This is a genomic window from Streptomyces sp. NPDC029159 (assembly GCF_055564055.1).
The window spans coordinates 519,253-543,927 of the sequence record NZ_JBVHWT010000004.1; the positions used below are offsets into that span (position 1 = coordinate 519,253).

At 72.1% G+C, this 24,675-nt stretch carries 24 protein-coding genes and 1 rRNA gene; 8 read left to right on the top strand and 17 right to left on the bottom strand.

Annotated elements, in window-relative coordinates; all coding sequences use genetic code 11:
- Positions 1–328 precede the first annotated feature (328 nt).
- Positions 329–1,222 (top strand): LysR family transcriptional regulator, encoded by an 894-nt coding sequence (locus ACZ4U4_RS12045; protein WP_467872008.1) that lies wholly within the window; start codon positions 329–331, stop codon positions 1,220–1,222.
- Between the two features lie 61 nt (positions 1,223–1,283).
- Here the strand turns inward: ACZ4U4_RS12045 and hemB are convergent, their stop codons facing one another.
- From hemB to ACZ4U4_RS12060, 3 genes are all read right to left on the bottom strand, one after another.
- Complete coding sequence (gene hemB, locus ACZ4U4_RS12050) at positions 1,284–2,273, bottom strand: porphobilinogen synthase (protein WP_467872010.1); 990 nt, start codon at positions 2,271–2,273, stop codon at positions 1,284–1,286.
- A gap of 68 nt (positions 2,274–2,341) precedes the next feature.
- Positions 2,342–3,316, bottom strand: a complete 975-nt coding sequence (locus ACZ4U4_RS12055) for a helix-turn-helix domain-containing protein (protein WP_467872013.1) — start codon at positions 3,314–3,316, stop codon at positions 2,342–2,344.
- A 320-nt stretch (positions 3,317–3,636) separates the two neighbouring features.
- Positions 3,637–5,004 (bottom strand): helix-turn-helix domain-containing protein, encoded by a 1,368-nt coding sequence (locus tag ACZ4U4_RS12060; RefSeq protein ID WP_467872015.1) that lies wholly within the window; start codon positions 5,002–5,004, stop codon positions 3,637–3,639.
- A 196-nt stretch (positions 5,005–5,200) separates the two neighbouring features.
- On the opposite strand from ACZ4U4_RS12060, the gene ACZ4U4_RS12065 reads away from it, so the two are divergent.
- A complete protein-coding gene (locus ACZ4U4_RS12065; RefSeq protein ID WP_467872018.1) occupies positions 5,201–5,443 on the top strand; it encodes a hypothetical protein in 243 nt (80 codons plus the stop codon).
- Between the two features lie 32 nt (positions 5,444–5,475).
- Complete coding sequence (locus tag ACZ4U4_RS12070; RefSeq protein WP_467872021.1) at positions 5,476–6,579, top strand: NAD-dependent epimerase/dehydratase family protein; 1,104 nt, start codon at positions 5,476–5,478, stop codon at positions 6,577–6,579.
- Here the strand turns inward: ACZ4U4_RS12070 and ACZ4U4_RS12075 are convergent, their stop codons facing one another.
- On the bottom strand, positions 6,580–7,455 hold the full coding sequence (locus tag ACZ4U4_RS12075) for a glycosyltransferase family 2 protein (RefSeq protein WP_467872024.1): 876 nt from the start codon (positions 7,453–7,455) through the stop codon (positions 6,580–6,582).
- An 86-nt stretch (positions 7,456–7,541) separates the two neighbouring features.
- On the opposite strand from ACZ4U4_RS12075, the gene ACZ4U4_RS12080 reads away from it, so the two are divergent.
- Positions 7,542–8,288, top strand: a complete 747-nt coding sequence (locus ACZ4U4_RS12080; RefSeq protein WP_467872027.1) for an LbetaH domain-containing protein — start codon at positions 7,542–7,544, stop codon at positions 8,286–8,288.
- A gap of 60 nt (positions 8,289–8,348) precedes the next feature.
- On the opposite strand, the gene ACZ4U4_RS12085 is transcribed toward ACZ4U4_RS12080, so the two are convergent.
- Genes ACZ4U4_RS12085 through ACZ4U4_RS12100 form a run of 4 tightly spaced genes read right to left on the bottom strand, consistent with a single transcriptional unit; the run spans position 8,349 to position 13,130 of the window.
- Positions 8,349–10,010 (bottom strand): bifunctional uroporphyrinogen-III C-methyltransferase/uroporphyrinogen-III synthase, encoded by a 1,662-nt coding sequence (locus tag ACZ4U4_RS12085; RefSeq protein ID WP_467872030.1) that lies wholly within the window; start codon positions 10,008–10,010, stop codon positions 8,349–8,351.
- Positions 10,007–10,990: a hydroxymethylbilane synthase gene (gene hemC, locus ACZ4U4_RS12090; RefSeq protein WP_467872033.1), complete on the bottom strand. Its 984-nt coding sequence runs from the start codon at positions 10,988–10,990 to the stop codon at positions 10,007–10,009. Before hemC ends, ACZ4U4_RS12085 begins: the two co-directional genes overlap by 4 nt.
- Positions 10,987–12,357 (bottom strand): glutamyl-tRNA reductase, encoded by a 1,371-nt coding sequence (locus tag ACZ4U4_RS12095; protein WP_467872036.1) that lies wholly within the window; start codon positions 12,355–12,357, stop codon positions 10,987–10,989. The genes hemC and ACZ4U4_RS12095 overlap by 4 nt, the downstream gene beginning before the upstream one ends.
- On the bottom strand, positions 12,354–13,130 hold the full coding sequence (locus ACZ4U4_RS12100; protein WP_467872038.1) for a redox-sensing transcriptional repressor Rex: 777 nt from the start codon (positions 13,128–13,130) through the stop codon (positions 12,354–12,356). The genes ACZ4U4_RS12095 and ACZ4U4_RS12100 overlap by 4 nt, the downstream gene beginning before the upstream one ends.
- A 333-nt stretch (positions 13,131–13,463) precedes the next feature.
- Between ACZ4U4_RS12100 and ACZ4U4_RS12105 the strand changes: the two genes are divergently transcribed.
- From ACZ4U4_RS12105 to ACZ4U4_RS12120, 4 genes are all read left to right on the top strand, one after another.
- On the top strand, positions 13,464–13,751 hold the full coding sequence (locus tag ACZ4U4_RS12105) for a glutaredoxin family protein (RefSeq protein WP_467872041.1): 288 nt from the start codon (positions 13,464–13,466) through the stop codon (positions 13,749–13,751).
- A 299-nt stretch (positions 13,752–14,050) separates the two neighbouring features.
- A complete protein-coding gene (locus tag ACZ4U4_RS12110) occupies positions 14,051–14,938 on the top strand; it encodes an HAD family hydrolase (protein ID WP_467872139.1) in 888 nt (295 codons plus the stop codon).
- 330 nt (positions 14,939–15,268) lie between these two features.
- The gene (locus ACZ4U4_RS12115) at positions 15,269–16,057 is read left to right on the top strand and encodes an ECF subfamily RNA polymerase sigma factor, BldN family (RefSeq protein ID WP_030287733.1); all 789 of its coding nucleotides are present in this window, start codon (positions 15,269–15,271) and stop codon (positions 16,055–16,057) included.
- Between the two features lie 286 nt (positions 16,058–16,343).
- Positions 16,344–17,516, top strand: coding sequence for a DUF5667 domain-containing protein (locus ACZ4U4_RS12120; protein WP_467872044.1), 1,173 nt, complete (start codon positions 16,344–16,346; stop codon positions 17,514–17,516).
- A 59-nt stretch (positions 17,517–17,575) separates the two neighbouring features.
- Here ACZ4U4_RS12120 and ACZ4U4_RS12125 read toward each other — a convergent pair whose 3' ends face one another.
- The 9 genes from ACZ4U4_RS12125 to rrf all read right to left on the bottom strand — a co-directional run.
- Complete coding sequence (locus ACZ4U4_RS12125; RefSeq protein ID WP_467872046.1) at positions 17,576–18,571, bottom strand: lysophospholipid acyltransferase family protein; 996 nt, start codon at positions 18,569–18,571, stop codon at positions 17,576–17,578.
- Positions 18,572–18,585: 14 nt separating this feature from the next.
- Complete coding sequence (locus ACZ4U4_RS12130) at positions 18,586–19,629, bottom strand: NAD-dependent epimerase/dehydratase family protein (RefSeq protein ID WP_467872049.1); 1,044 nt, start codon at positions 19,627–19,629, stop codon at positions 18,586–18,588.
- Positions 19,630–19,850: 221 nt separating this feature from the next.
- Positions 19,851–19,949, bottom strand: coding sequence for a 30S ribosomal protein bS22 (locus tag ACZ4U4_RS12135; protein WP_003948845.1), 99 nt, complete (start codon positions 19,947–19,949; stop codon positions 19,851–19,853).
- Positions 19,950–20,067: 118 nt separating this feature from the next.
- Entirely contained in the window at positions 20,068–20,277 is a 210-nt protein-coding gene (locus ACZ4U4_RS12140) for a helix-turn-helix domain-containing protein (protein ID WP_157848084.1), read from the bottom strand.
- Between the two features lie 141 nt (positions 20,278–20,418).
- Entirely contained in the window at positions 20,419–21,231 is an 813-nt protein-coding gene (locus ACZ4U4_RS12145; RefSeq protein WP_467872053.1) for a phosphatase, read from the bottom strand.
- A 103-nt stretch (positions 21,232–21,334) separates the two neighbouring features.
- A complete protein-coding gene (locus ACZ4U4_RS12150) occupies positions 21,335–22,510 on the bottom strand; it encodes an acetoin utilization protein AcuC (protein WP_467872055.1) in 1,176 nt (391 codons plus the stop codon).
- Positions 22,479–23,729 (bottom strand): MFS transporter, encoded by a 1,251-nt coding sequence (locus ACZ4U4_RS12155; protein WP_467872058.1) that lies wholly within the window; start codon positions 23,727–23,729, stop codon positions 22,479–22,481. The genes ACZ4U4_RS12150 and ACZ4U4_RS12155 overlap by 32 nt, the downstream gene beginning before the upstream one ends.
- A gap of 119 nt (positions 23,730–23,848) precedes the next feature.
- Positions 23,849–24,496 carry an HAD family hydrolase gene (locus ACZ4U4_RS12160; RefSeq protein WP_467872060.1) on the bottom strand — a complete coding sequence of 216 codons (648 nt, stop codon included), beginning with the start codon at positions 24,494–24,496 and terminating at the stop codon, positions 23,849–23,851.
- A gap of 86 nt (positions 24,497–24,582) precedes the next feature.
- Positions 24,583–24,675: ribosomal RNA gene (rrf, locus tag ACZ4U4_RS12165) — 5S ribosomal RNA — on the bottom strand; the annotation flags it as partial.

Sequence of the window (24,675 nt, forward strand, 5' to 3'; positions counted from 1 at the left end):
CGCGGGAGGAGCGGATGCGGCGCCGGGCGGCCGGCGGCGGGGCGCCCCGGGGCGGGAGGTCGAGTGGCGGACGGCGGGAAGATCACGCCCGGCGGGCGCACCGGCACCCTACGGGCGGCGCACCGTCCGAGCGGCTCCGGTGCGGCACTCCGGCCCGTCCGTGTGTCCGCGCCGCGGCCCCCACCCCCTGACGTCCTACGTGGCCACGTGGACCGCGCGCCCCACCGCGGAGAAACAACTGCCCGAAAAGTCCCGGTCGTTCGGCAAGCCTACGGAGACCCCGGAGTGCTGAGAAATGCTTCTCGCTGCTGAACTATGCTTCCCGGGCATGGACCTGGAACTGCGGCATTTACGTGCGTTCACCGCGCTCGCCCACCACCGCTCCTACACCCGTGCCGCGGCCGAATTAATGGTCACCCAGCCCGCGCTCTCCCGCACGATTCAACAGCTGGAAGCGACGCTGGGCATTCGCCTCGTCGACCGCTCGTCCCGGCATGTCGCCCTCACCGTGGCCGGGCAGGAATTCCTCTTCCACGCCCGCCGGGTCCTCGGCAACCTCGACCAGGCGGCGCGGGACATGCGCGTCCACCGCACGCTCCGCCTCGGCTTCAGCTGGCTGCTGCCGGACCCGTGGGCGCAGCGCACCATCGCCCGCTTCGAGCGCACCACCGACGCGAAGGTCACCCTCGCCCGCGTCGACAATCCCGTCGCCACCCTGGAAACGGCCCGCATCGACATCGCCGTATTACGCGGCCACCTGGAACTCACCGGGGCGACGGTTCACCCGCTCTTCCACGAACAGCGCATTGCCGCTATATCAACATCTTCTTTTCTCGCGACACGAAAAAGCATCGACTGGTCGGAATTCCACCAGTGGCCGCTCGTGGTGAATACCGTCACCGGCACCACCAACCCCGGCTCCTGGCACCCCGCCGCCGCCCCGCGCACCGTCGTCCCGTGCGCCAATTACGACGAGTGGCTGGAGACCGTCGCCGCCGACCGCGGCGTCGGCGTCGTCCCGGCGCTGGCCGCCCGCCGCGTCGCCCACTCCGGCGTCCGCTTCATCCCGCTCACCAACGCCCCCACCATCCCCGTCCGGCTCGCCCACCTCCCCTCCGGCGGGCGCCGCCCCCTGCTGCGGGAGTTCCTGCACGCCGCCACCGCCCCCGAGTGCACGGCCACCGCCGACGCCGCCCCCGGAAACGACCACGGCGCCCGGTGACCGTGGAGCCGGTCACCGGACGCCGTCCCGGCAGGCGCGCACCGCTCGGCGCGCGCCCCGCTCACAACCCGCGCGCGACCTCCGTCGCCCAGTACGTGAGGATCAGATCGGCACCCGCCCGCTTGATGCCGGTCAGCGTCTCCAGGATCGCCTTGTCCCGGTCGATCCAGCCCTTCTCCGCCGCCGCCTCGACCATCGCCAGCTCACCGGAGATCTGGTACGCCGCGACCGGCACGTCCACCGCGTCCGCGACCTTCGCCAGCACGTCCAGGTAGGGCAGCGCCGGCTTCACCATCACCATGTCGGCGCCCTCGTCGAGGTCGAGCGCCAGCTCCCGCATCGACTCGCGGAGGTTCGCCGGGTCCTGCTGGTACGTCTTGCGGTCGCCCTGGAGCGACGAGCCGACGGCCTCGCGGAACGGCCCGTAGAACGCCGAGGAGTACTTCGCGGTGTACGCGAGGATCGACACCTCTTCGTGGCCGGTCTGGTCCAGCGCGTCCCGGATGACGCCGACCTGGCCGTCCATCATGCCGCTGGGCGCCACCACATGGGCGCCCGCGTCCGCCTGGACCTGCGCCATCTCGGCGTACCGCTCCAGCGTCGCGTCGTTGTCGACCCGGCCGTCCGCGTCCAGCACCCCGCAGTGGCCGTGGTCGGTGAATTCGTCCAGGCACAGGTCCGACATGATCACCAGATCGTCGCCGACCTCGGCCCGCACGTCCCGCAGCGCGACCTGGAGGATGCCGTCCGGGTCCGTGCCGACGGTGCCCGCCGCGTCCTTCTTCGCGTCCTCGGGCACCCCGAACAGCATGATCCCGGAGACACCCGCCTCCACCGCCTCGACCGCGGCCTTACGCAGCGTGTCCCGGGTGTGCTGGACGACCCCGGGCATCGCCGAGATCGGCACCGGCTCCGAGATCCCCTCGCGGACGAACGCCGGGAGGATCAGATCGGCCGGGTGCAAACGGTGTTCGGCAACCATCCGCCGCATGGCGGGGGTGGTCCGCAGCCGCCGGGGCCGCGCGCCGGGGAAGGTTCCGTACTTCGTCATGCCTTCCACGCTACGCCCGCCCCGCCTTTGCCTTTGCCGACGCGGCGTCGGACCCGAGGGCCGCCCCGTCAGGCCACGGCAGCACCGCCGGAGCCCACCGGCCCGCCCCGGCAGTCGGGCCCCTCCCCGCAGTCCCGGCAGCGCCCCGGCCCCCTGGCCCGGAAGGCCCGCTCACAGCCGTCGCAGGTCTGGAACGGCAGCGGACGGGCGCCGGGAGGCTCGCCCGCGGCCGGCTCCGGAAGCGGCGGCGGCAACAACTCCCGCAACCGGTGGGCGACCAGCCCCGCCGGGTGCTTCAGCTCCACCGGAAGATCCGCGGTCAGCGTGCGGTGGACGGCCGCGGCGGTGGCCCCGTTGTCGAGCCAGGCGAGGACGCCCGGAACGAGCCGTCGCACCTCCCGCCCGGGCAGGGTGAGCCGGTCATCGGTACGGCGTAGGCCTACGAGGAGCGCGGTGGCCGTGTCGTGGCGCGCGGTGCGGGGTGGCTCCGCGGGTGGTGGTTGCGGTGGCGCGGAGGGTGGCGGTGGCGGTGGCACGGACCGTACGGGCCGGGGCTCGGCCGGGGCAGGCGGCGGAGGCTTCTCCTCCCGGGTGGGCCGGGGCACTCCCGGCTCCCTGGCCTGCCGGGGCACCCGTGGCTCCCGTACGCGGCCCGGCTCACCCCCGGCCTCCCGCCCCAGGTCAGGCGCATGAAAAGCGTAGGTCCGCGTAACGAAGCGGCCACCCGGCACACGCTCCCGCACCCGCTCGACGTATCCGTGCGCCTCCAACTCCCGCAGCGCGAACGCGATCCGGTCCCGCCCTTCGGGAAAGCGCTCCGCGAGCGTACGGATGTCGACCGCCGCGCCCTCGGGCAACGACAGGATGTGCGTCGCCACCCCTATCGCCACGAGCGACAACTCCCGGTGCTGGGCAAGGTGATTGCCGATGACCGTGTACCGCTCGGGCTGGTGCGCCCGAATGTGCGTGACACCGGTGCGGGTGGCGGTTCGTCGAACAACGTGCTGCGGACGCGCTACGGCGCTAGTCTTCTGTACGGCCATCAGGAGGGTTTGTCCTTGGTGGTCAGCCACCGGGAAGGGGTCTCTTCCTACGGTGGTCGGCCCTCGCACTGGGATGGCAGTCCCGGCGAGGGCCAATGCATTTCTACGGCTATTGGTGTGGGCGAGAGTGCCCGCCCAAGCCGCCCCCGCGCCAGCTGAGTTGGGTCAGTTCACCTTCACGAGTGACATACGCGGGGTTTAGTCGGTTTGGAAGGTTCTTTCCCAGGGTTCTTTGATCTTTTGACCGCCTGCCGCGCCGTCGCCCGGTCCACCGGGACCCGGGTTTCCGGGCTCCGGTCACCCGTAACAGAAGCGGAGTTTCACAGTGCGCCGACACGGTGGGCAAACGCCCGTACGCCGGGGAGGGCGCGGTCGTGGCGCATCAGCCCGGCGGCCATGGTGCGGACCGATCCGCGGCGGACTTCCTGAGGTGCCGCCTGCTCGGCGGACAGGAGCGCTCGGTAGCAGCGGTCGGACTTGCCCCACTGGTCGAAGGCGCGGGCGACATCGATCCAGTAGCGGGCTCGGCGTTCGGCGGTGGGCAGGGCGGCGGCATCGATGCGGCGGGCGTACTCGACGGCTTGGCCCGCGTCGCCGAGCAACTGACTGATCGATACCCGGTGGAGGAGGACCTGACTGGGGCCGAAGATGTTGCCGCGCAGCAAGGCGTCGTGGCCGAGCTGTCCGGCGCTGGCCTGGGCCTCAGCGATCAGGGCGTGTGCGGCGTACCGGTCACCGTGCTTGGCGGCGGTGTAGGCGGCGGTGGCGTACAAGTTGCCCTGGACGGAAAGCCGTTCGGTGGCATCGGCAGTCCGGTCAGCGGCCAGTTGCCGGGCCGCGGTGACGGCGACATCGGTGGCGCGGGCGTAGTGCCCTTGGCGGCGCCATGTGGAGGAGACCATGCGGTGAGCTTCGGCGACGGTGAGGGCATCCGCGCCGCTGAGAGCTGCGGCAAGGGCACGGTCGGCGGTGACCGCGGCCAGGCCGTCTTCGCCGAGCTTGATGCAGAGCCGGGTGGCGATGTTGTAGAGATCGGCGACGTCGGTCGCCGCATGCTCCGGGTGTCCGCCCGAGCCCAGCGCCTGGGCGAGCGCGATGCGCGCCGGAAGGGCACGGGCGAGCGCGTCGTAACGACAGGCGCTGAAGCCCTCCCGGGACGCATCCACCGCCGCGGTGACGGCGGCGGTGGTGGGCTCTTGGGTGAGGACTTGACCGTGCGGCCGGTGAAGCAACATGTCTTCCAGGCCGGACAGATTCGGCTTCACCGCAGCATGCGCGTCGGCCGAAGGCCCGAGGACCGTACCGGCAGTAGCCGCGGCCAGGGTTGCCAGCAGTTCACGGCGTCGCACCGGATCGTCTCCCTCTTCGCCGAACAGGGCCTGCGCGGCCACCCTAGTGGCGCCGGGGTGGTCGGGCGTTGCCCCTCGGTGCTGCGGAGCGAGACCGAGTAGGTGCGGCGGGATGTCCAGACAGGCGGCAAGCTGCCGTAGCAGCAGCACGTCGCGCATGGGCTGCTTGCCGCGTTCCATCCGGGAGAGGGAAGCGGCGGTATAGCCGACCCGCTCGCCCACCTCGGCGAGCGTGATGTCGGCCGCGCGGCGGGCCAACCGGACGATGGCTCCCACGTCTTGGCGGGCGCGGGCGTCACGCATGGCCGCTGAGCGCCAGATCGGATGGGTGTGGTCCACGGCTCACCTCCTGCCGGGCTCATTGTCCCGTCAAATCGCCCTGTACCACGGGAAGTTGTAAGCCGTTTACGCCTGGTGCAAACCGTGTGCGCGCCCAGGCGCCGCACCTCGCCTTGCCGGGCGGCCTGCGGTGTCCTCGTGGCACAGGCGGCCCGCATCCGAGCGGACCGCAGGCACACCCCAAGAGGTGAGCGCGATGGAGGAGAACACCGCCATCCAGGGCGCGCCGGCATCGGTCACCCATGTGACGCCGATGAAGCGGGACGCGACATACGACCACCGTGCCCAGGAGGCCGTCCTGGGCATCGAGATCCACCACACCGACGGCCGGAACACACAGTCGGTGCTCGTCCTCTCCCCGGGCCAGGTGGAGCTGTACGCCATCCAGTTCGAGCAGCTCATCGCCAAGCGCGAGCAGGCCCGCCAGGCAGGCCGGTGACACCGCGCACCTCACCACGGCATGGAGGCACAGTGCACGACACCGTATGGAAAGAACTCACCGGCCGGACCGTGCTGGTCACCGGAGGAGCGGGGCTCATCGGCAGCCGGATCACCGCCTGCCTGCGCCAGGCGGGGGCCCGCCCGCTCGCCCTCTGCACGCTGGACGCCTACCCCCGGCACACCTACCGCGACCTGTTCGGGATCGATCCCACCGGCCCGGATGTCATCGTCGGCAACATCCAGAACCCGGACGTGGTCAGGAAGGCGGTGACCGAATCCGACTACGTGATCCACGCCGCCGCCCTCGCCGACGTCGCCGCCTGCACCCGCAATCCCCTGGCGGCGATCCACACCAACGTCACCGGCACCCAGGTACTGCTCGACGCGGTAGCCGCCTGCGACCGGGTCCGCCGACTCGTCTTCGTCTCCTCGGCCAGCGTCTACGGCAACGGCACCCCCGAGGACTGGGCACGCCCGTGCGAGGAGTACCGGACCGTGCGCAAGCTGCTGGAAGCCGTCTACGGGCGGGTCCCGCCGCAGTTCCACGAGCACACGCCACTGCGGCCTATGTCCGCCTACGGCAACACCAAGGCGTGGGGCGAAACGCAGACCGCTCTCACGCTGGGCGCCGTGGGCACCTCGTACACAGTCGTGCGGTACTTCTCCGTCTACGGGGAGCCGCAGGTCATCAAGGAGAACAGCCACTCGTGGGTCGTGGCCTGGTTCACTACCCGCGCCGCCTTGGGGCTGCCCCTGCACCTCAACGGCGGTGGCCACCAGGTCCGGGACCTCGTACACGTCGAGGACATCGCCGCCGCCACCGTCCGGGCGCTGGTCGCCCCGCGAGCCCACAACGAGACGATCAATATCGGCACCGGCACGCCCACCAGCATCCGCACCGTTGCCGAGCTGGTCGCCGAGCAGTACCCGGGCACGCGGTTCGAGGAGACGCCGATGCCGCCCGGTGACCCGCTCGGCGGCTACGCATCCACCCACCGCATGGAAGCGGTGCTCGGCTGGCGGCCCACGATCACCGTCAAGGACGGAGTGGCCCGCTACACGGACTGGTTGAAGAAGACCCCCGAGGCTGTCCCCTCGTGGCTGCGGGCCGAGTCCGGGACCGCGATCGCCTGATCAGATGACCGGCGGCCGACCCAAGCGGGTCATCTTCCACACCGTGGCCCACCGCATCGGCCGACGCGGCGGGCACGGCGTGCGCAGGCCCTCGGCGAACCCTCCGAACCACGCCTTCAGCCCCGCCGCCGACCGGGTACGGGCCACGGTCAGCACGGTCCAGACGCCCAGGTAAGCAGGGACGAGGAGAGCAGGAAGGTGTCTCTTGGCCAGCCAGACCCGGTTGCGGGCGACCATGCGGTGGAAGACCGCATGCCGGGCCGGCGACGTCCACGGGTGCTGGAGCACCAGCTCCGGCTCGTAGCGCACCTTCCAGCCCGCATCCAGTGCGCGCCAGGCCAGGTCGGTCTCCTCGTGCGCGTAGAAGAACGGCTCGGGCCAGCCGCCGACCTGCTCCAGCATCCGCATGGACAGCCCGTGCCCGCCGCCGAGGAACGTCGTCACCAGCCCGCCCCGCATCGGGTCCGCCGCGCGCAGACGCGGGACGTGACGGCGCTGGGTGCGGCCCCGCTCATCGGCGATACGGAAGCTGACGACACCCAGCCGGGCATCCGCTTCGTACAACTCCACGAGCCGGGTGAAGACGTCCCGGCTGATCAGCAGGCCGTCATCGTCCAGGTCCACGACCACATCGACGTCCCCGAACTCCCGCAGCCGGGCCAGGGCCACGTTCCGGCCACCGGCGACGCCCAGGTTCTCCGGTAGCTCCACACCGGTCACCCACTGCGGCAGCGGCGGCAGCGGCGAGCCGTTGCCGACCACGACCACCCGCGCCGCCGGCGTGTCCTGCCCGGCGACCGACTCCAGCAGCTCGGCCAACTCTGCGGGCCGCGTGCCCATGGTCAAGATGGCGACGCCAATGCGCGGGTGACGCACGGATGAACTCTCCGTTCCTCGGGTCAGGTGCCGGTGATGCTAGCCGCCCGGGGACCGGCCACCGACCACACACAGGAAGGCCACCGATGCCCACCATCCGCCTCGGCGACTACCTCACCGCCCCTACCAGCGGAATGCTGGACGGCACCCCCTACGAGCACCTGGAGCGGACCGAGCTGTCCGACTTCCTCGCGCTCTGGGAGGACGGGCACCGCCAGGCACTCGCCCGGCTCCCGCACCGCATCCACCCCACCGCGCAGATCCGCCCCACCGCGATCATCGGCGACGACGTGATCATCGGCCCCCGCGTACGCGTGTGGGAATTCTCCACCGTCCGCTCCGGGTCCGTGCTGTGCGCCGGCGTCTCGGTCGGCTTCAACTGCGAAGTCACCCGATCGTTCATCGGCGAGCGGGCCGTCCTCGGCCACCGCATCGGCATCAACCGCACCCTCGTCGGTGCCGGCGCCCACCTGTCCGCCAACCTGACCGTCGCGGCCATCAGCATGTGGAGCCCCCACCTGAGCCGACCGGAACGAGAGATCATCCTGCGTACCCCCGACGGCCTCTACCGCTGCGGCACACCGAAGTTCGGCGCCCTGATCGGCGACCGGGTCCAGACCGGCAACAGCATCAGCCTCGGCCCCGGCCTCGCCCTCGGCCGCGACTGCCGGATCGCCAGCGGCGTCACCCTCGCCGCACGCGCCGTCCCCGACCACAGCGTCCTCACCGCGCCGCACACTTCCGACGTCCATGTCCGCCGACGGCCGCCACACCGCCGGAGGGCCGTGCGGGACCATGAAGCCGCGGGGCGGCACGACTCATCCGGGCGATGAAACGCCTCTGCCCCGCACCCGCCGAAGCGGATACGGGGCAGGGCACGGTACGAAGCCGCGTTACGGCGTGGCCCGCCGCCTCCGCGCCCCCGGCCGCCGCTCGCTGGGCCGGGTGACCGAGTCCCCCGCCTCGATCGCGGCGTCGCGCCGCGCGGCGCCGAAGTCCGCGAGGGCCTCCGCCAGCTTGTGCACCGACGGTTCGGGCGAGAGGACGTCCACCCGCAGGCCGTGTTCCTCCGCGGTCTTCGCGGTGGCCGGGCCGATGCAGGCGATCACCGTGACGTTGTGCGGCTTGCCCGCGATGCCGACGAGGTTGCGGACGGTCGAGGACGAGGTGAAGAGCACCGCGTCGAAACCGCCGCCCTTGATCGCCTCGCGGGTCTCGGCCGGCGGCGGCGACGCCCGCACCGTGCGGTACGCGGTGACGTCGTCGACCTCCCAGCCCAGCTCGATCAGGCCCGCCACCAGCGTTTCGGTGGCGATGTCGGCGCGCGGCAGGAAGACCCGGTCGATCGGGTCGAAGACCGCGTCGTAGGGCGGCCAGTCCTCCAGCAGCCCGGCCGCCGACTGCTCGCCGGACGGCACCAGATCGGGCTTCACGCCGAAGGCGATCAGCGCCTTGGCGGTCTGCTCACCGACCGCCGCGACCTTGATCCCGGCGAACGCGCGGGCGTCGAGGCCGTACTCCTCGAACTTCTCCCGGACCGCCTTGACGGCGTTGACCGAGGTGAAGGCGATCCACTCGTACCGGCCGGTGACCAGGCCCTTGACCGCCCGCTCCATCTGCTGCGGGGTGCGCGGCGGCTCGACGGCGATCGTCGGGACCTCATGCGGCACCGCGCCGTACGAGACGAGCTGGTCGGAGAGCGACGCGGCCTGCTCCTTCGTCCGCGGTACGAGGACCTTCCAGCCGAACAGCGGCTTGGACTCGAACCACGACAGCCGGTCGCGCTGCGCCACGGCGCCCCGCTCACCGACCACGGCTATGACCGGCTGCCCGCCGTCCGCCGACGGCAGCACCTTCGCGGCCTTCAGCACCTGCGCGACCGACCCGAGGGTGGCGTTCCAGGTGCGCTGGCGGGTGGTCGTACCGGCGACGGTGACCGTCATCGGGGTGTCGGGCTTGCGGCCCGCCGAGACCAGCTCACCGGCGGCCGCGGCCACCGAGTCGAGGCTGGTGGAGACGACGGCGGTCGCGTCGGAGCCGCCCAGCTCGGCCCAGCAGCGGTCGGTCGCGGTGCGTGCGTCGACGAACCGGACGTCGGCGCCCTCGGCGTCGCGCAGCGGCACACCGGCGTACGCGGGAACGCCCACGGCGGCGGCGATGCCGGGCACGACCTCGAAGACGATGCCCTCGGCCGCGCAGGCCAGCATCTCCTCGGCGACGTTGCCGTCCAGACCGGGGTCGCCGGTCACGGCACGGACGACCCGCTTGCCGGTGCGCGCGGCCGCCATGACAAGATTGGCGGTGTCACGCAGCGAAGAAACTTCTGCGGGCATGACGGGCTTTGACGCCTCGTCAGCTGTCGCCTGCAGCGGTGTGTCCACCTGTGCGCGGGCGTGCACGCGCACGACATCCAGCACCTGCGGGTCGGCGATCAGCACGTCCGCCTGGGCCAGTGCCTCCACGGCACGCAGCGTCAGCAGACCCGGGTCTCCCGGCCCGGCACCGAGGAAGGTGACCTGACCGGAGGCGGAGTGATTCGGGGCGGTGGGGTTCAAAGTGCTCGCTCCCCCATAAGACCGGCCGCACCCTTGGCGAGCATCTCGGCGGCGAGTTCACGGCCCATGCGCAGCGGCGTCGTGGCGTCGTCGGGAGATGCGGGTACGTGCCCGGTGGTGGACAGCTGCACCAGCGCGCTGCCGTCGGTCGTGCCGACGACGCCGCGCAGGCGCATTTCGGTGACAGCCTGTTCGCCGGTCTGGAGGTCGGCCAGTGCACCCACGGGTGCGGAGCAGCCGGCCTCCAGGGCAGCGAGCAGGGAACGCTCGGCGGTCACGGCGGCCCGGGTGAAGGGGTCGTCGAGTCCGGCGAGCTCGGCGGCGAGGTCTGCGTTGACCGCAGCACACTCGACCGCCAGTGCCCCCTGGCCGGGGGCGGGCAGAACCATGTCGGGCGACAGCAGCTGCGTCGCCTCGGAGATACGGCCGAGCCGGGTGAGCCCGGCGGCCGCCAGTACGACGCCGTCCAGCTCGCCCTTCTCGACGAAGGCGATACGGGTGTCGACGTTCCCGCGTATCGGCACCGCCTCGATGCGGCGGCCCAGCTGCCGTGCCCAGGCGTTGAGCTGCGCCATCCGCCGCGGCGAGCCCGTCCCCACCCGGGCGCCGTCCGGCAGCTCCTCGAAGGCGAGTCCGTCCCTGGCTATGAGCGCGTCCCGCGGGTCCGCGCGCCGCGGCACGGCCGCCAGCGTCAGGTCGCCGGGCTGCGTCGTCGGCAGGTCCTTGAGCGAGTGGACCGCGAAGTCGATCTCCCCGGCGAGCAGCGCGTCGCGCAGCGCGGAGACGAAAACGCCGGTGCCGCCGATCCGCGCGAGCTGCTCGCGGGAGGTGTCGCCGTACGTGGTGATCTCCACCAGCTCGACGGGTCGGCCCGTCAGCTCGCGGACCGCGTCGGCGACCTGTCCGGACTGGGCCACGGCGAGCTTGCTCCGCCGTGTGCCCAGCCGAAGGGGCGTGCCCCTCGTTGTGCTGTCAGTCATGCCCGCTCCCGTGCTGCATCGTGCCTGTCGGCCCGCGTGTCGGCCCTGCTGACGGCGGCGACCGTCTCGGGGTCGAGGTCGAAGAGTTCCCGCAGCGCGTCCGCGTACCCGGCACCGCCGGGCTCGCTGGCGAGCTGCTTGACCCGCACGGTGGGCGCGTGCAGGAGTTTGTCGACGACCCGGCGCACGGTCTGGGTGATCTCCGCGCGCTCCTTGTCGTCCAGATCGGGGAGGCGGCCGTCGAGCCGGGCCATCTCGCCCGCCACGACACCGGCGGCCATGGTGCGCAGGGCGACCACGGTCGGCGTGATGTGCGCCGCCCGCTGGGCCGCGCCGAAGGCGGCGACCTCGTCCGCGACCAGGGACCGCACCTTGTCCACATCGGCCGCCATCGGCGCGTCCGCGGAGGCGTCGGCCAGCGATTCGATGTCGACGAGGTGCGCACCCTCGACGCGGTGCACGGCGGCGTCGATGTCCCGCGGCATCGCCAGGTCGAGCAGGGCCAGGTCCGCGGTGCGCCCGGCGCGGGCGGCGGCGACCGCCTCGGCGCCGAGCACCAGGCCGGTCGCCCCCGTACACGAGACGACGACGTCGGCGGCGGCCAGCTCCTCGGCCACGGCGGACATCGCGACGGCGCGGGCCTCCAGGCCGGTGGCGGCGCCCGGGCCGCCCGGCTCGGTGAGGATCTGCGTCAGCCGCTCGGCGCGCTCCACGGTGCGGTTGGCGACGGCCAGCTCACCGATCCCGGCGCGGGCCAGCGTGGTGGCGGCCAGCGACGACATCGAACCGGCGCCGATCACCAGCGCCCGCTTGCCGCGCGCCCAGTCGGCGACGTCCGCGCCGCCCGCCAGCTGCTCCAGGCCGAAGGTGACGAGCGACTGCCCGGCCTTGTCGATACCGGTCTCGCTGTGCGCGCGCTTGCCGACCCGCAGCGACTGCTGGAAGAGGTCGTTCAGCAGGCGGCCCGCGGTGTGCTGCTCCTGCGCGACGGCGAGCGCGTCCTTGATCTGCCCGAGGATCTGCCCCTCGCCGACGACCATCGAGTCCAGGCCGCAGGCCACCGAGAAGAGGTGGTGGACGGCGCGGTCCTCGTAGTGGACGTAGAGGTAGGGCGTCAGCTCGTCCAGCTCGGCGGCGCCGTGGCGGGCCAGCAGCGTGGACAGCTCGGCGACGCCGGCGTGGAACTTGTCCACGTCCGCGTAGAGCTCGATGCGGTTGCAGGTGGAGAGCACGGCGGCCTCGCTGACCGGCTCGGCCGCGACGGCCTCCTGGAGCAGCTTCCCGCGCACCTCGGGCGCGAGCGCGGCCCGCTCCAGCGCGCTGACCGGTGCGGTGCGGTGACTCAGTCCTACGACGAGCAAGCTCATGCCGGCATCACGGCGGGGACGTCCCCGTCCGGTCCCTTGCGGTCGTCGGCCGGCACCACGGGGGCGTCCACGACGGCACGGGCCGCGGCGGCCGGGGCCACCGCGCCCTCGTCGCCCGCCTTGCGCTGCTCGTGGAAGGCGAGGATCTGCAGCTCTATGGAGAGGTCGACCTTACGGACGTCCACGCCGTCCGGGACGGTCAGCACGGTCGGCGCGAAGTTGAGGATCGAGGTGACACCGGCGGCGACGAGACGGTCGCAGACCTGCTGGGCGGCGCCCGCGGGCGTCGCGATCACGCCGATCGAGACGCCGTTGTCCTCGATGATGTGCTCCAGCTCGTCGGTGTGCTGCACCGCGATACCGGCGACGGGCTTCCCGGCCATGGCGGGATCGGCGTCGATCAGCGCGGCCACCCGGAAACCACGCGAGGCGAAGCCGCCGTAGTTGGCGAGCGCGGCGCCGAGATTACCGATGCCGACGATGACAACCGGCCAATCCTGGGTCAGGCCGAGTTCCCGCGAGATCTGGTAGACGAGATACTCCACGTCGTAACCGACCCCACGCGTCCCGTAGGAGCCGAGGTACGAGAAGTCCTTGCGCAGCTTGGCGGAGTTGACCCCCGCCGCGGCGGCCAGTTCCTCGGAGGAGACCGTGGGGACCGAGCGCTCGGAGAGCGCGGTCAGTGCACGCAGATACAGCGGAAGCCGGGCGACGGTGGCCTCGGGAATCCCTCGGCTTCGGGTCGCCGGTCGGTGAGTTCGGCCAGTTGCCACGGTGCTCCTGCGGGTAGAGCGGGGCTGCGGGCGGCCATACGTCACCCGACCGCCCTGTCCTGTGCAGGCTATGTCTTTGTGAACGCGTGCACAAAGATGATGTCCGCTTTGTCTGCCCAAAGTGATCGGTGTCACGCGGGTTTTGACGCGGCTCGTGGAACCAACTTCCCCACCACGCCGTTCGCCCGCTACCCGCAGGTCACACGGGGTAGCCGACGGGAGCACGGGTCCTCACTCCTCACCGCTATGCCCCCGGAAACCTACAAATCGCCCACCGATGGTAGTCGACCTCCGGGCCGCCGCGCGCCGCCGCGCTCCCGGCACAATGGCCCCATGGCCCCCTCGTTCGGCATGTTCCAGCGCGCCCCCCGCAAGAGCCCCGCGGAGCGCACCGTCACCCTCATCGGCAGGCCCGGCTGCCACCTCTGCGACGACGCCCAGGCCGTGATCGAGCAGATCTGCGCCGAGACCGGCGCCTCCTGGGAGAAGAAGGACATCACCGAGGACGCCGAGCTGCACCGCAAATACTGGGAGCAGATTCCGGTCATCCTCGTCGACGGCGCCCAGCACGACTTCTGGCGCGTGGACCCGAAGCGCCTCCGGACGGCACTGGGCGCCTGACCCGGCACCCGCTCGTCGCCGCCTCACCCGTAGCGCGACACCGGGCCGTCACCGGAACCACCGAACCGACTGGCTACGCTGTCCGTATGGCCCGCCCGTCGCCCGACCACCGCCCCGGTAGGACTCCCTCCGGGACGCCCGACACGCCGACGCCCGAGGACCGCCCCGGCGCGACCCCCTCCGACGCGGCCGCTTCCGGCGCATCCGCCACCCCCGGCCACCGCCTCGGCGCCGCGCTCGCCGGGGTGCGCACACCCGCCTGGCTCGGCCGCCGCCGTCGCCCCGCCACCGCCCGCAGCGTGCTGGCCGGCGAGGCCGCCGCCGAGGCCGCCCGCAAGACCTCCCAGGAGGCCGAGGAGGCGGCGGCGGAGCAGGCCGAGGGAGCGGCTCAGGAGCCGGAGTTCCCGGTCGTCGGCGACGACCGCGCCGCGGCCTTCTTCGACCTCGACAACACCGTCATGCAGGGCGCCGCCCTCTTCCACTTCGGCCGCGGTCTCTACAAGCGCCACTTCTTCCACAAGCGGGAACTGGCCCGCTTCGCCTGGCAGCAGATCTACTTCCGGCTGGCCGGCTCGGAGAACCCCGAGCACATGGCCGACGTCCGCAACAGCGCCCTCTCCATCGTCCAGGGCCACCGCGTCTCCGAGCTGATGTCCATCGGCGAGGAGATCTACGACGAGTACATGGCCGAACGCGTCTGGCCCGGCACCCGCGCCCTCGCCCAGGCCCACCTCGACGCCGGGCAGAAGGTCTGGCTGGTCACCGCGGCGCCGGTCGAGACCGCGACGATCATCGCCCGGCGGCTCGGCCTGACCGGCGCGCTCGGCACCGTCGCGGAGTCCGTCGGCGGCGTCTACACCGGCAAGCTCGTCGGCGAACCGCTGCACGGCCCCGCCAAGGCCGAGGCCGTCCGCGCGCTCGCCGCCGCCGAGGGCCTCCAGCTCGCCCGCTGCGCCGCGTACAGCGACTCCGCCAACGACATCCCGATGCTCTCGCTCGTCGGCCACCCCTACGCCATCAACCCCGACGGGCGGCTGCGCAAGCACGCCCGGGAGCACGGCTGGCGGCTGCGCGACTACCGCACGGGCCGCAAGGCCGTCCGCATCGGCATCCCGGCCGCCGCCGGGGTCGGCGCGCTCGCGGGCGGGGCGGCCGCCGCCGTGGCCCTCCAGCGGCGCCGCCGCTGACCAGGATTGATCACCGGCAGGCGGGCGCGTCCGTTCACTCCGGAGCCCCGCCCCGCCTCACCTGCGGTCCGGTTGCTGGCGCTCCACCACAACACGCCCTCCAACCTGGCAGATTGCATCACCTTTCGATCAAAAGCTGCTCAGTAATCGATACTACTTCCGCCACCAACCAGGCACGGATCGTAAGTAATCGATGATTTGAACAACTGGGTGTAGCGCTGCCTATACGAAGCGTTATTCTCCTCAGACGCATTCCGGAACCCACACGTCCCTACGACGAGTGAACGGTCCCGCACTGCACGTGATGGAAGCTCTGCCTCTGGGAGTCCCGTGTACCCACACGTCGGGGTTGACGCCTCGGGCCTGGCTACGCTGCGTACGACACTCGTCGACCACCTGCGCAGTTTTGTCCCCACCGCGTACGCCGTCCCCGCATTCGCCACAGCCGTCCCCGCCGGCCCCTGCTACGCCCTGGCCGACGGGAGCGCGGCGGTCGGCAAGCCCGCGACCGCCGGCAGATCCCGCCGCTCCGGCACCGGCACGACCACCGCCCGACGCCCCGTCGACAGCGACAGCCGTCGCATGATGGACCTCGTCGAACGCGCCCAGTCCGGAGAGGCCGAAGCCTTCGGCCGCCTCTACGACCAGTACGCCGACACCGTCTACCGCTACATCTATTACCGCGTCGGCGGCCGGGCCACCGCCGAGGACCTCACCAGCGAGACGTTCCTGCGGGCCCTGCGCCGGATCGGCACCTTCACCTGGCAGGGCCGCGACTTCGGCGCCTGGCTGGTGACGATCGCCCGCAACCTCGTCGCCGACCACTTCAAGTCCTCCCGGTTCCGCCTGGAGGTCACCACCGGCGAGATGCTCGACGCCAACGAGGTCGAGCGCAGCCCCGAGGACTCCGTCCTCGAATCGCTCTCCAACGCCGCCCTGCTGGAGGCGGTCCGCAAGCTCAACCCCCAACAGCAGGAGTGCGTGACCCTGCGCTTCCTGCAAGGTCTCTCGGTCGCCGAGACCGCCCGCGTGATGGGCAAGAACGAAGGCGCGATCAAGACCCTCCAGTACCGCGCGGTGCGCACCCTCGCCCGGCTGCTGCCCGAAGACGCCCGCTGACCGACCACCCACCCCCGCCCCCTCGTTCGCCTTCCGGTCACCCGTACGCCCACATCCGGTGACGTACGGTGAGCGGTCGTGCCCCCTCGGTCAGATCATCGTGTGTGCGTAACCCGTGTGCCGCGCCGCTCGTTGTCCGGGATGCAGGCTCCATACGGTCACGCCCTGTCCGCTGCCTCTCACTCCTACGAGTGGCCGCGGAAAGGGGCGTACAACCGTCCGGCCCGTCTGGATGGTCCAAGTCCAGTCAGGGGAGTCGAGCGGGATACGAGAGGAGGTGCCGCCCGTGATCGCGAACATCTCGGTGCACCGGCGGGCCAACGCCTTCGCCCAGGCCCTGGAGGACCAGACCTCCCGGGGCGCGGCCGAGGACCAGGACGACACCGCGGCCCAGACGCCGGGTGAAGCACGACTGTTGGCTGTGGCGGACGGCCTCGGGGAACTCCCGAAGCCGGAGATGGCCACCGAGGTCAAGACCGTCCAGCGCGCCCAGCTGATGGCCGCGATGGAGGCCGCCTTCACCGAAGGCAGCCCCTCCGACGGCGCCCGGGTGCCCGAACAGCGCACCCACCGCCCCGCCGAGCAGCTCGGGAGGCTGCGCCCACGCTCCCGGCTGACGAAGCGGCTGGCGGCCGGCGGGCTGACGGTCGGGGTCGCCGCCGGGGCGCTCAGCGGCGTCGCCGCCGCCAGCTCCGACGCCCTCCCCGGCGACTCCCTCTACGGCCTCAAGCGGGGCATGGAGGACTTCAAGCTCGGCCTGAGCGACGACGACGCCGACCGCGGCCGGATCTACCTCGACCAGGCCGCCACCCGGATGCTGGAGGCCCGCCGCCTGATGGAGCGCGGCCGGGTCGCCGACCTCGACCACGAATCGCTCGCCGAGGTCCGCCGGACGCTCGCCGGGATCACCCACGACGCCGGCGAGGGCCACCGCCTGCTGTACGCCGCGTACGAGCGGGACGGCTCCCTCGGCCCCATCGAGACCCTGGACTCCTTCGCCACGTCCCACCGCGCCACCTGGTCGCAGCTGCGCGACCGGCTCCCGGTGCAGCTCACCGACGCGCGCGACGAGGTCAGCTCGGTCTTCGACGCGATGGACAAGCAGGTCAAGCCGTTGCGCGGGCTGCTGCCCACCCCGGAGAAGGCGGCGCGGCAGGGCGCCTCCCCGGCCTCGCCGGACCACACCTCCGGGCGGCCGCACCCGTCACCGACCGTGGAGCACGGCCCGTCCGGTACACCCGGCGAGGCGGGCCGCCCGGCCCGGCCCTCGTCCAGCCCCTCCGAGGAGCACGGGCTGCTCGGCGGTGACACCGGCGGACTGCTCGGCGGCCCCCACCACGACGACACCCCGACGCCCTCGCACGGCGGCAAGGGCCTCACCGACCACCCCGACATCACCGTGCCGCCGCTCATCCCGGGCCTGCTGCCCCGGCTGGGCATCGACGGCGAGAACGACTGACAGCACGCGGCCCGCTCCCCCTCGGCACTGCGCCGGGCGGGGAGCGGGCCGCGTTGCGGTCAGAAGAAGACCGACCGGCGCTGCACCAGCAGCTTGTACAGCGTGTGCTGAATCGTTTCCCGGACCTGGTCGGTGAGGTTGAACATCAGCATCGGGTCGTCGGCCGCCTCCGGCGGATAGCCGTCCGTCGCGATCGGCTCGCCGAACTGGATCGTCCACTTCGTCGGCAGCGGCAGCGCGCCCACCGGCCCGAGCCACGGGAACGTCGGCGTCAGCGGAAAGTACGGCAGCCCCAGCACCCGCGCCAGCGTCCGGGCGTTGCCGATCATCGGATAGATCTCCTCGGCGCCCACGATCGAGCACGGCACGATCGGCACCCCGGCCCGCAGCGCCGTCGAGACGAAACCGCCCCGCCCGAAGCGCTGGAGCTTGTAGCGGTCCGCGAACGGCTTGCCGATGCCCTTGAACCCCTCCGGCATCACCCCGACGACCTCACCGCGCTCCAGCAGCTGCTGCGCGTCCTCCGCGCACGCCAGGGTGTGCCCGGCCTTCCGCGCCAGCGCGCTGACCACCGGCAGCACGAAGACCAGATCGGCCGCGAGGAACCGCAGATGCCGATCGGCCGGATGGTGGTCGTGGATCGCGGTCTGCAGCATCAGACCGTCCAGCGGCAGCGTCCCGGAGTGGTTCGCGACGACCAGCGCGCCGCCGTCCGCCGGGATGTTCTCCACACCCCGGACGTCGACCCGGAAGTACTTCTCGGCCAGCGGGCGCAGCAGCGACATCAGGACCTGGTCGGTCAGCTCCTCGTCGTAGCCGAAGTCGTCGACCTCGTACTCGCCGGTCAGCCGCCGCCGCAGGAAGCGCAGGCCGCCGGCGAGCCGTTCGTCCAGCGAGCGGCCGCCGCGCGCCGCCGGGGGCGCCGGGCGCGGCCGGTCGCCCGTACGGGCCTCCGGTACGGGCGTGAGCGGGACCGCGGTGCCGTTCACCGGCCGCCGGGCCGTGCGGCGCGCCCAGGGCTCCTCGCCGAACGGAATGACCTTGGCGTCCGCCATCTCGCGTGCACTCCTCACTGGGCCGGGCGCGCGCTGAGCGCGTCGGCGAACCGGTCGACGGTACGGGCGAGGGACTCCGGAGGCAGCAGCCCCGGACCGCGGCTGCGGGCGAACTCCGCGAACGTCTCCGCCGTCGTGTACTGCGGGTCGAAGCCCAACGTCTCGCGCATCTGCGTGGTGCGGACCACCCGGCCGTGGGTCAGCAGCCGGATCTGCTCCGGCGAGAACTCCGTGACGCCGACGGCGCGGAGCGCGGCGCCCGCCCAGGTGACGGTGGGCAGCAGCAGCGGCAGCGTCGGCCGCCCGAGCCGGCGGGCGGTCTGCGACAGCAGCAGCACACCGTCGCCCGCGATGTTGAACGTCCCGCTGTTGAGCGTCCCGGGGCGCGGTGCGGACGCCGCGATCTCCAGCGCCGCCAGCGCGTCCTCCTCGTGCACGAACTGCAGCCGCGGGTCGTACCCGAGGACCGTCGGCAGCACCGGCAGCGAGAAGTACTCGGCGAGCGGGGAGTCGGCGCACGGCCCCAGGACGTTGGCGAAGCGCAGCACGCAGACCGCGACGTCCGGGCGGCGGCGCGCGAAGCCGCGGACGTACCCCTCGGCCTCGACGACGTCCTTGGCGAACCCGCCGGACGGCAGCGACTTCGGCGGGGTGTCCTCCCCGAAGACCGCCGGGTCGCGGGGGGCCGAACCGTAGACGCCGGTACTGGACTTGACGACCAGCCGCTGCACCCGGGGCGCCTTCTGGCACGCGCCGAGCAGCTGCATGGTGCCGATGACGTTGGTCTCCTTGACCGCGGCGCGGCTGCCGCGGCGGCCCGGCGGGGTGCTGTTGACGTCCATGTGGACGACGGTGTCGACGCCGGTCTCGGCCAGCACGCGGGCGATGGCCGGGTGCCGGATGTCGGCCTGGAGGAACTCCGCACCGGCCGGCAGATGCGCGGGGGCCACCGCGTCGACGCCGATCACCCGCTCGACGGACGGATCGCGGAGGATGCGCCGGACCAACCGGCCGGCGAGCTGCCGGGCGACTCCCGTGACGAGCACGACCCTGCCCACGACCGGCCCTCCTTCCGCCCTCGGCCGCCGCCTGCGCCGAGCTGTGACCCACGCTATCGGGTCGTCCCGGCACCACGGCGACCTCACGCTGCCCGCGGTCGCATTTCCGCCCCACCGGCCCCAGGGACGGCTCCGACGGCGGGCCGAGCCACCCCCGGAACGCACCGTGGCCCCCCACCGCACAAGGCGGTGAGGGGCCACGAAAACGCGATCCGCGTCGCTTACTTCTTGTTGCGACGCTGCACGCGGGTGCGCTTGAGCAGCTTGCGGTGCTTCTTCTTGGCCATCCGCTTGCGCCGCTTCTTGATAACAGAGCCCACGACTACCCTCGCTCACTTCGAATCACTCGGTGCGGGGCGTCCGAGCCCACACTACCTACATCGGGCCAGCCTACCCGGCGCCGAGCGTACGGCGTAATCGAGGGCGCGGAAGCCTCCGTCAGGCCGATTCGACGCCTACGTAGGACTCCCGGAGGTAGTCGTGAACCGCCTGCTCCGGGACGCGGAACGACCGGCCCACCCGGATCGCGGGCAGATGACCGCTGTGCACCAGGCGGTACACGGTCATCTTCGACACTCGCATCACGGTGGCGACCTCCGCCACCGTCAGAAAAACGACCTCGTTCAGAGGCTTCTGGTCCGCAGCCATGCCACACCTGCACCTTCCGCATGTGACGGGTACCGGCTTCCCCTCCGGTCACTCTTCGTCGCTATGCGCTCACTCCCCAATTTAGGGGCGGGTGATGCGAGTGGGGAAGAGGAGCCACCCGGACCGCAAAACCCCCCACTACTAGGGCAGTTCAGCTCTATTGAGGACATAACGCCACAGCGGCCCGTAGTGCTCCTCGGCCACCGCATCGTCCAGGGGCACCACGGCGCACACCCGGCCCTCGGCCTCCCCGACGAACGGCCCCGGATCGTCCGCATCCGCCAGCCCGATCGCCTCAAACCCCAGCTGACCTGCACCGCAGATCCAGCCGTGATCACCGACCACCAATTCCGGCAACGGCCCGCCGCCCTCCGCGGCGGCATCCAGGGCCAGCCGCACGGGGAGGGGCGAATGGGTATGCACGCGCCCCTTTGCGGATGCGCCCCCCACGCCGGTCCCGCGCATCAGCGCGACTCCCCGTACGTAGTCGAGTACGTACGTGCGTACGCCGAACGAGGTCGTCATCCGGGCCGGGAAACCCCGCCCAGGAGTGAGTACGGCACACCCCGCGGCCGCGAGTCCGCCCGCGAGCGCGGCATAGAACCCCAGCAGACGGTCCGGGTGGCCGGTGCCGAGCAGCACCGGGGCGCGCCGCGCCGCCGCCGCCCCGATCCGGTCGGCGAACCGGTCCAGGGCGGCGAGCGTACGGTCCGGGTCGATCACGTTCGGACCCCCGGTCCGCGCCGGGTCCGCCGGCATCCCACAGCGCCGCGCCATCAGCCGCAGCACCTCCGCGACCGGCCACTCCCCCACGGGGTCGAGCCCCAGCAGCGCCCGGGGATCGCGCGCCGCGAAGAGGCGGTAGCGCGCCAGGCTTTTCTCCCGCGGCGTCGCGAGGGTCCCCGCGAGCCGCGCCTCGATCAGATGGGCGCGCAACGCACCGGTCCCCGACACGGCGCCCATGCTGACCCGCCGGCCTCGCCCCTCGGGCCGGAACCGCCCGGTAGTCACACATCCGGACGCACCGGCCCGTACGGGGCCCCTTTACGCACTCACCTCACGGCAGCAGCCCGTGCGCCGGGAAGACCGCCCGGCGGGTGGCGAGAATCGCCTGGTCGAGCCGGTCGGCCGGGTCGTAGCCACCCTCGGCGAAGTCGCGCCACCGCGGTTCGACGCCATCGGTCATCCGGTGCGGCGCGGGCTGCCGGGTGCGGCGGTACGCCTCGTGCCGCCACTCCTCCGGCACCGGCGTCTCCGGGGCGATCGGGCGTCCGGCGGCGATGGCCGTCAGATGGGTCCAGGCCCGCGGCACCACGTCCACCACCGCATATCCACCACCGCCCAGCGCGATCCACCGCCCGCCCGTGTGCTCATGGGCCAGCGTGTGACAGGCGAGCGCCACCGCCCGCTGCGCATCGAGACTCACCCCGAGGTGCGCCAGCGGGTCCTCGATGTGGGTGTCCGCGCCGTGCTGGGTCACCAGGACCTGCGGCCGGAACGCGCCGAGCAGTTCGGGCACCACCGCGTGGAACGCCCGCAGCCAGCCCGCGTCACCGGTCCCCGCGGGCAGCGCCAGGTTGGCCGCACCGCCCTCCGCGCCCGGCCCACCGATCTCCTGCGGCCAGCCGGTCCCCGGGAACAGTGTCCGCGGATGCTCGTGCAGCGAGACCGTCAGCACCCGCGGGTCCTCCCAGAACGCCGCCTGGACACCGTCCCCGTGGTGCACATCGGTGTCGACGTACGCGACCCGCTCCACGCCCAGCTCCAGCAGCCGCGCGATGGCCAGCGCCGCGTCGTTGTAGACGCAGAAGCCCGCCGCCCCGCCCGGCATCGCATGGTGCAGCCCGCCCGCGAAGTTCACCGCGTGCAGCACGTCCCCGCGCGCCACCGCCTCGGCGGCGCCCACCGACTGACCGGCGATCAGCGCCGCCACCTCGTGCATCCCGCGGAACGCCGGATCGTCCTCGGTGCCCAGCCCGTACCGGGCGTCCGCGGCCGCCGGATCGGCGGAAGCAGCCCGAACCGCGTCCAGGTAGTCGGCGCGGTGCACCAGCCGCAGCGTCGACTCGCCCGCGGGCCGCGCCGCGACCACCTCCACGGGCGCCCGGTCCAGCCCGAACGCCTCCACCAGCCGCATGGTCAGCGCCAGCCGTACGGGGTCCATGGGGTGCCCGCGGCCGAAGTCGTAGCCCGTTACTGCCTCATCCCACATCAGCTGTGCGCGGCCGCTCATGCACGTCACCGTATCGGGCACCGGACACCCCGAACGAGCGGGCGTACACCAGCGTCACCAACACCAGCAGCATCGGTACGAGCATCGCGCCCCGGTAGCTCCAGGCGTCCCCGAGCGCCCCGACCAGCGGCGAACCCACCAGAAAACCCACATAGTTGAAAATGTTCAGCCGCGCGATCGCGCCGTCCGACGCCCCGCCGCCGTCCCGCTCGTACGCCAGCCGCCCGGCCGCCGCGAACGTCTGCGGCACGATCACGCAGAGCCCGAGGCCCAGCAGGGTGAACCCGGCCATCCCCGCCCACGCCTCCGGCGCCGCCGCGACCACCGCGAACCCTCCGGCCGCGACGACCGCCCCGGCCCGCACCACCGCGACGGCTCCGAACCGCCGCACCCCCAGATCCCCGACGGCCCGCCCCAGCAGCGTGGTGATCATGTAGACGTTGTACGGCACGGTCGCCAGCTGCTCGGAGCTGCCCAGCACATCCTGGAGGTACTTCGCGCTCCAGTTGGAAACCGTAGAGTCCCCGATGTACGCACACGCCATCACCAGGCACAACGGCAACAGCAGCCGCATCGAGACACCGGCAGCGCCGCCCGCCGGCCCGCCGCTCTTCGCCCCCGAGCCGTCCTGCCCGGTGGCGGCGGATCCGTCGACGAACCACCGCCCGGCGACCACCGCCACCGGGACGAGCACCGCGACCACCGGTCCGTACAGCACCGCGAGCGACAGCTCCCAGTGCGCCCCGGCCCACGCCAGCGAGGCCCCGACGATCCCGCCCAGGCTGTACGCGGCGTGGAAGCCGAGCATGATGCTGCGGCCGTACGCCCGCTGGAGGCTGACCCCGAGCATGTTCATGGCGGCGTCCAGCGCGCCGACCGCCAGCCCGAACACGGCCAGCGCCGCCGCCACCTGACCCATCGAACGGCCCGAACCGGCCGCCAGCAGCGCCAGACAGACCACCGGCTGCACCACACGGAGCACCCGGCTCGGCCGCACCCTCCGCACCAGCCGCTCGGTCACGACGCTGCCGACGCCGGCCAGCACCGGCACCGCCGCGAGGAAGACGGGCAGCAGGGCGTCGGAGATCCCGTACCGGTCCTGGATCGCCGGAATCCGCGTCACCAGGAGCGCGAACACCGTGCCCTGAACGAAGAAGCTGAGGGCCAACGCGACCCTGCCGTACCGCGCTTGCATGCCTGGAACCAGGGGCGCCGTCATGGCCGCACAGCCTAGAACTCGCCGCTACCAAGGGGTAGACGGATCACCACGGCAATTCCGCAGGCGCCGCCCGGCCGACGGCGAGTGGCCGCTCGACCGGCGCACCGTCGCCGCGTGCTCTACGCCGCCAGCAGCGCGGGAAGCTCCGCCATCTCCGCGAAGAGCCCGGTGGCGTCGCCCAGGCGCGCGGCGGGCGTCATCGCCGTGTAGCCGTACACGTCCATCCCCGCCGCCCGCGCGGCCGCCACCCCCAGCGGACTGTCCTCGACGACCGCACACCGCTCCGGTGCCACACCCATCCGCTCCGCCGCGTGCAGAAAGAGATCCGGCGCCGGCTTCCCCCGCCCGACATCCTGCGCGGAGAAGATCCGCTCCTCCTCGAAGTGCCCGAACAGCCCGGTGGTCCGCAGCGCCACCCGAATCCGCTCATGGCTGCCGGACGACCCGACGCAGTACGGCACCCCCGCCACAGCCAATCCGTCCAGTACGGAGCCGACGCCCCGCACCGGCTCCAGTTCCGTACGGAATGCGGCGAAGACCCGCGCATGGAATTCCTCGTCGAACCCGTCGGGCAGCTGCTTCCCGGACCGCTCCCGCACGATGTCGTGAATACGGGACATGGCGGAGCCCATGTAATCCCGTATCGATTCCTCGTACGTGGTGGGGTGGCCCAGCTCGGTGAGATGACCGGCGAGAATCCGATTCGAGATCGGCTCGCTGTCCACCAGCACCCCGTCATTGTCAAAAATGATCAGGTCGTAGCGCATCCGCCGAGCGTAACGGCCCTGAAACGCAAAAATGCTCCGGCCCCCAGAAACCATCACTGATTTCCGGGGGCCGGAGCTGAATAATTGTTCGGCGGCGTCCTACTCTCCCACAGAGTCCCCTCTGCAGTACCATCGGCGCTGAAAGGCTTAGCTTCCGGGTTCGGAATGTAACCGGGCGT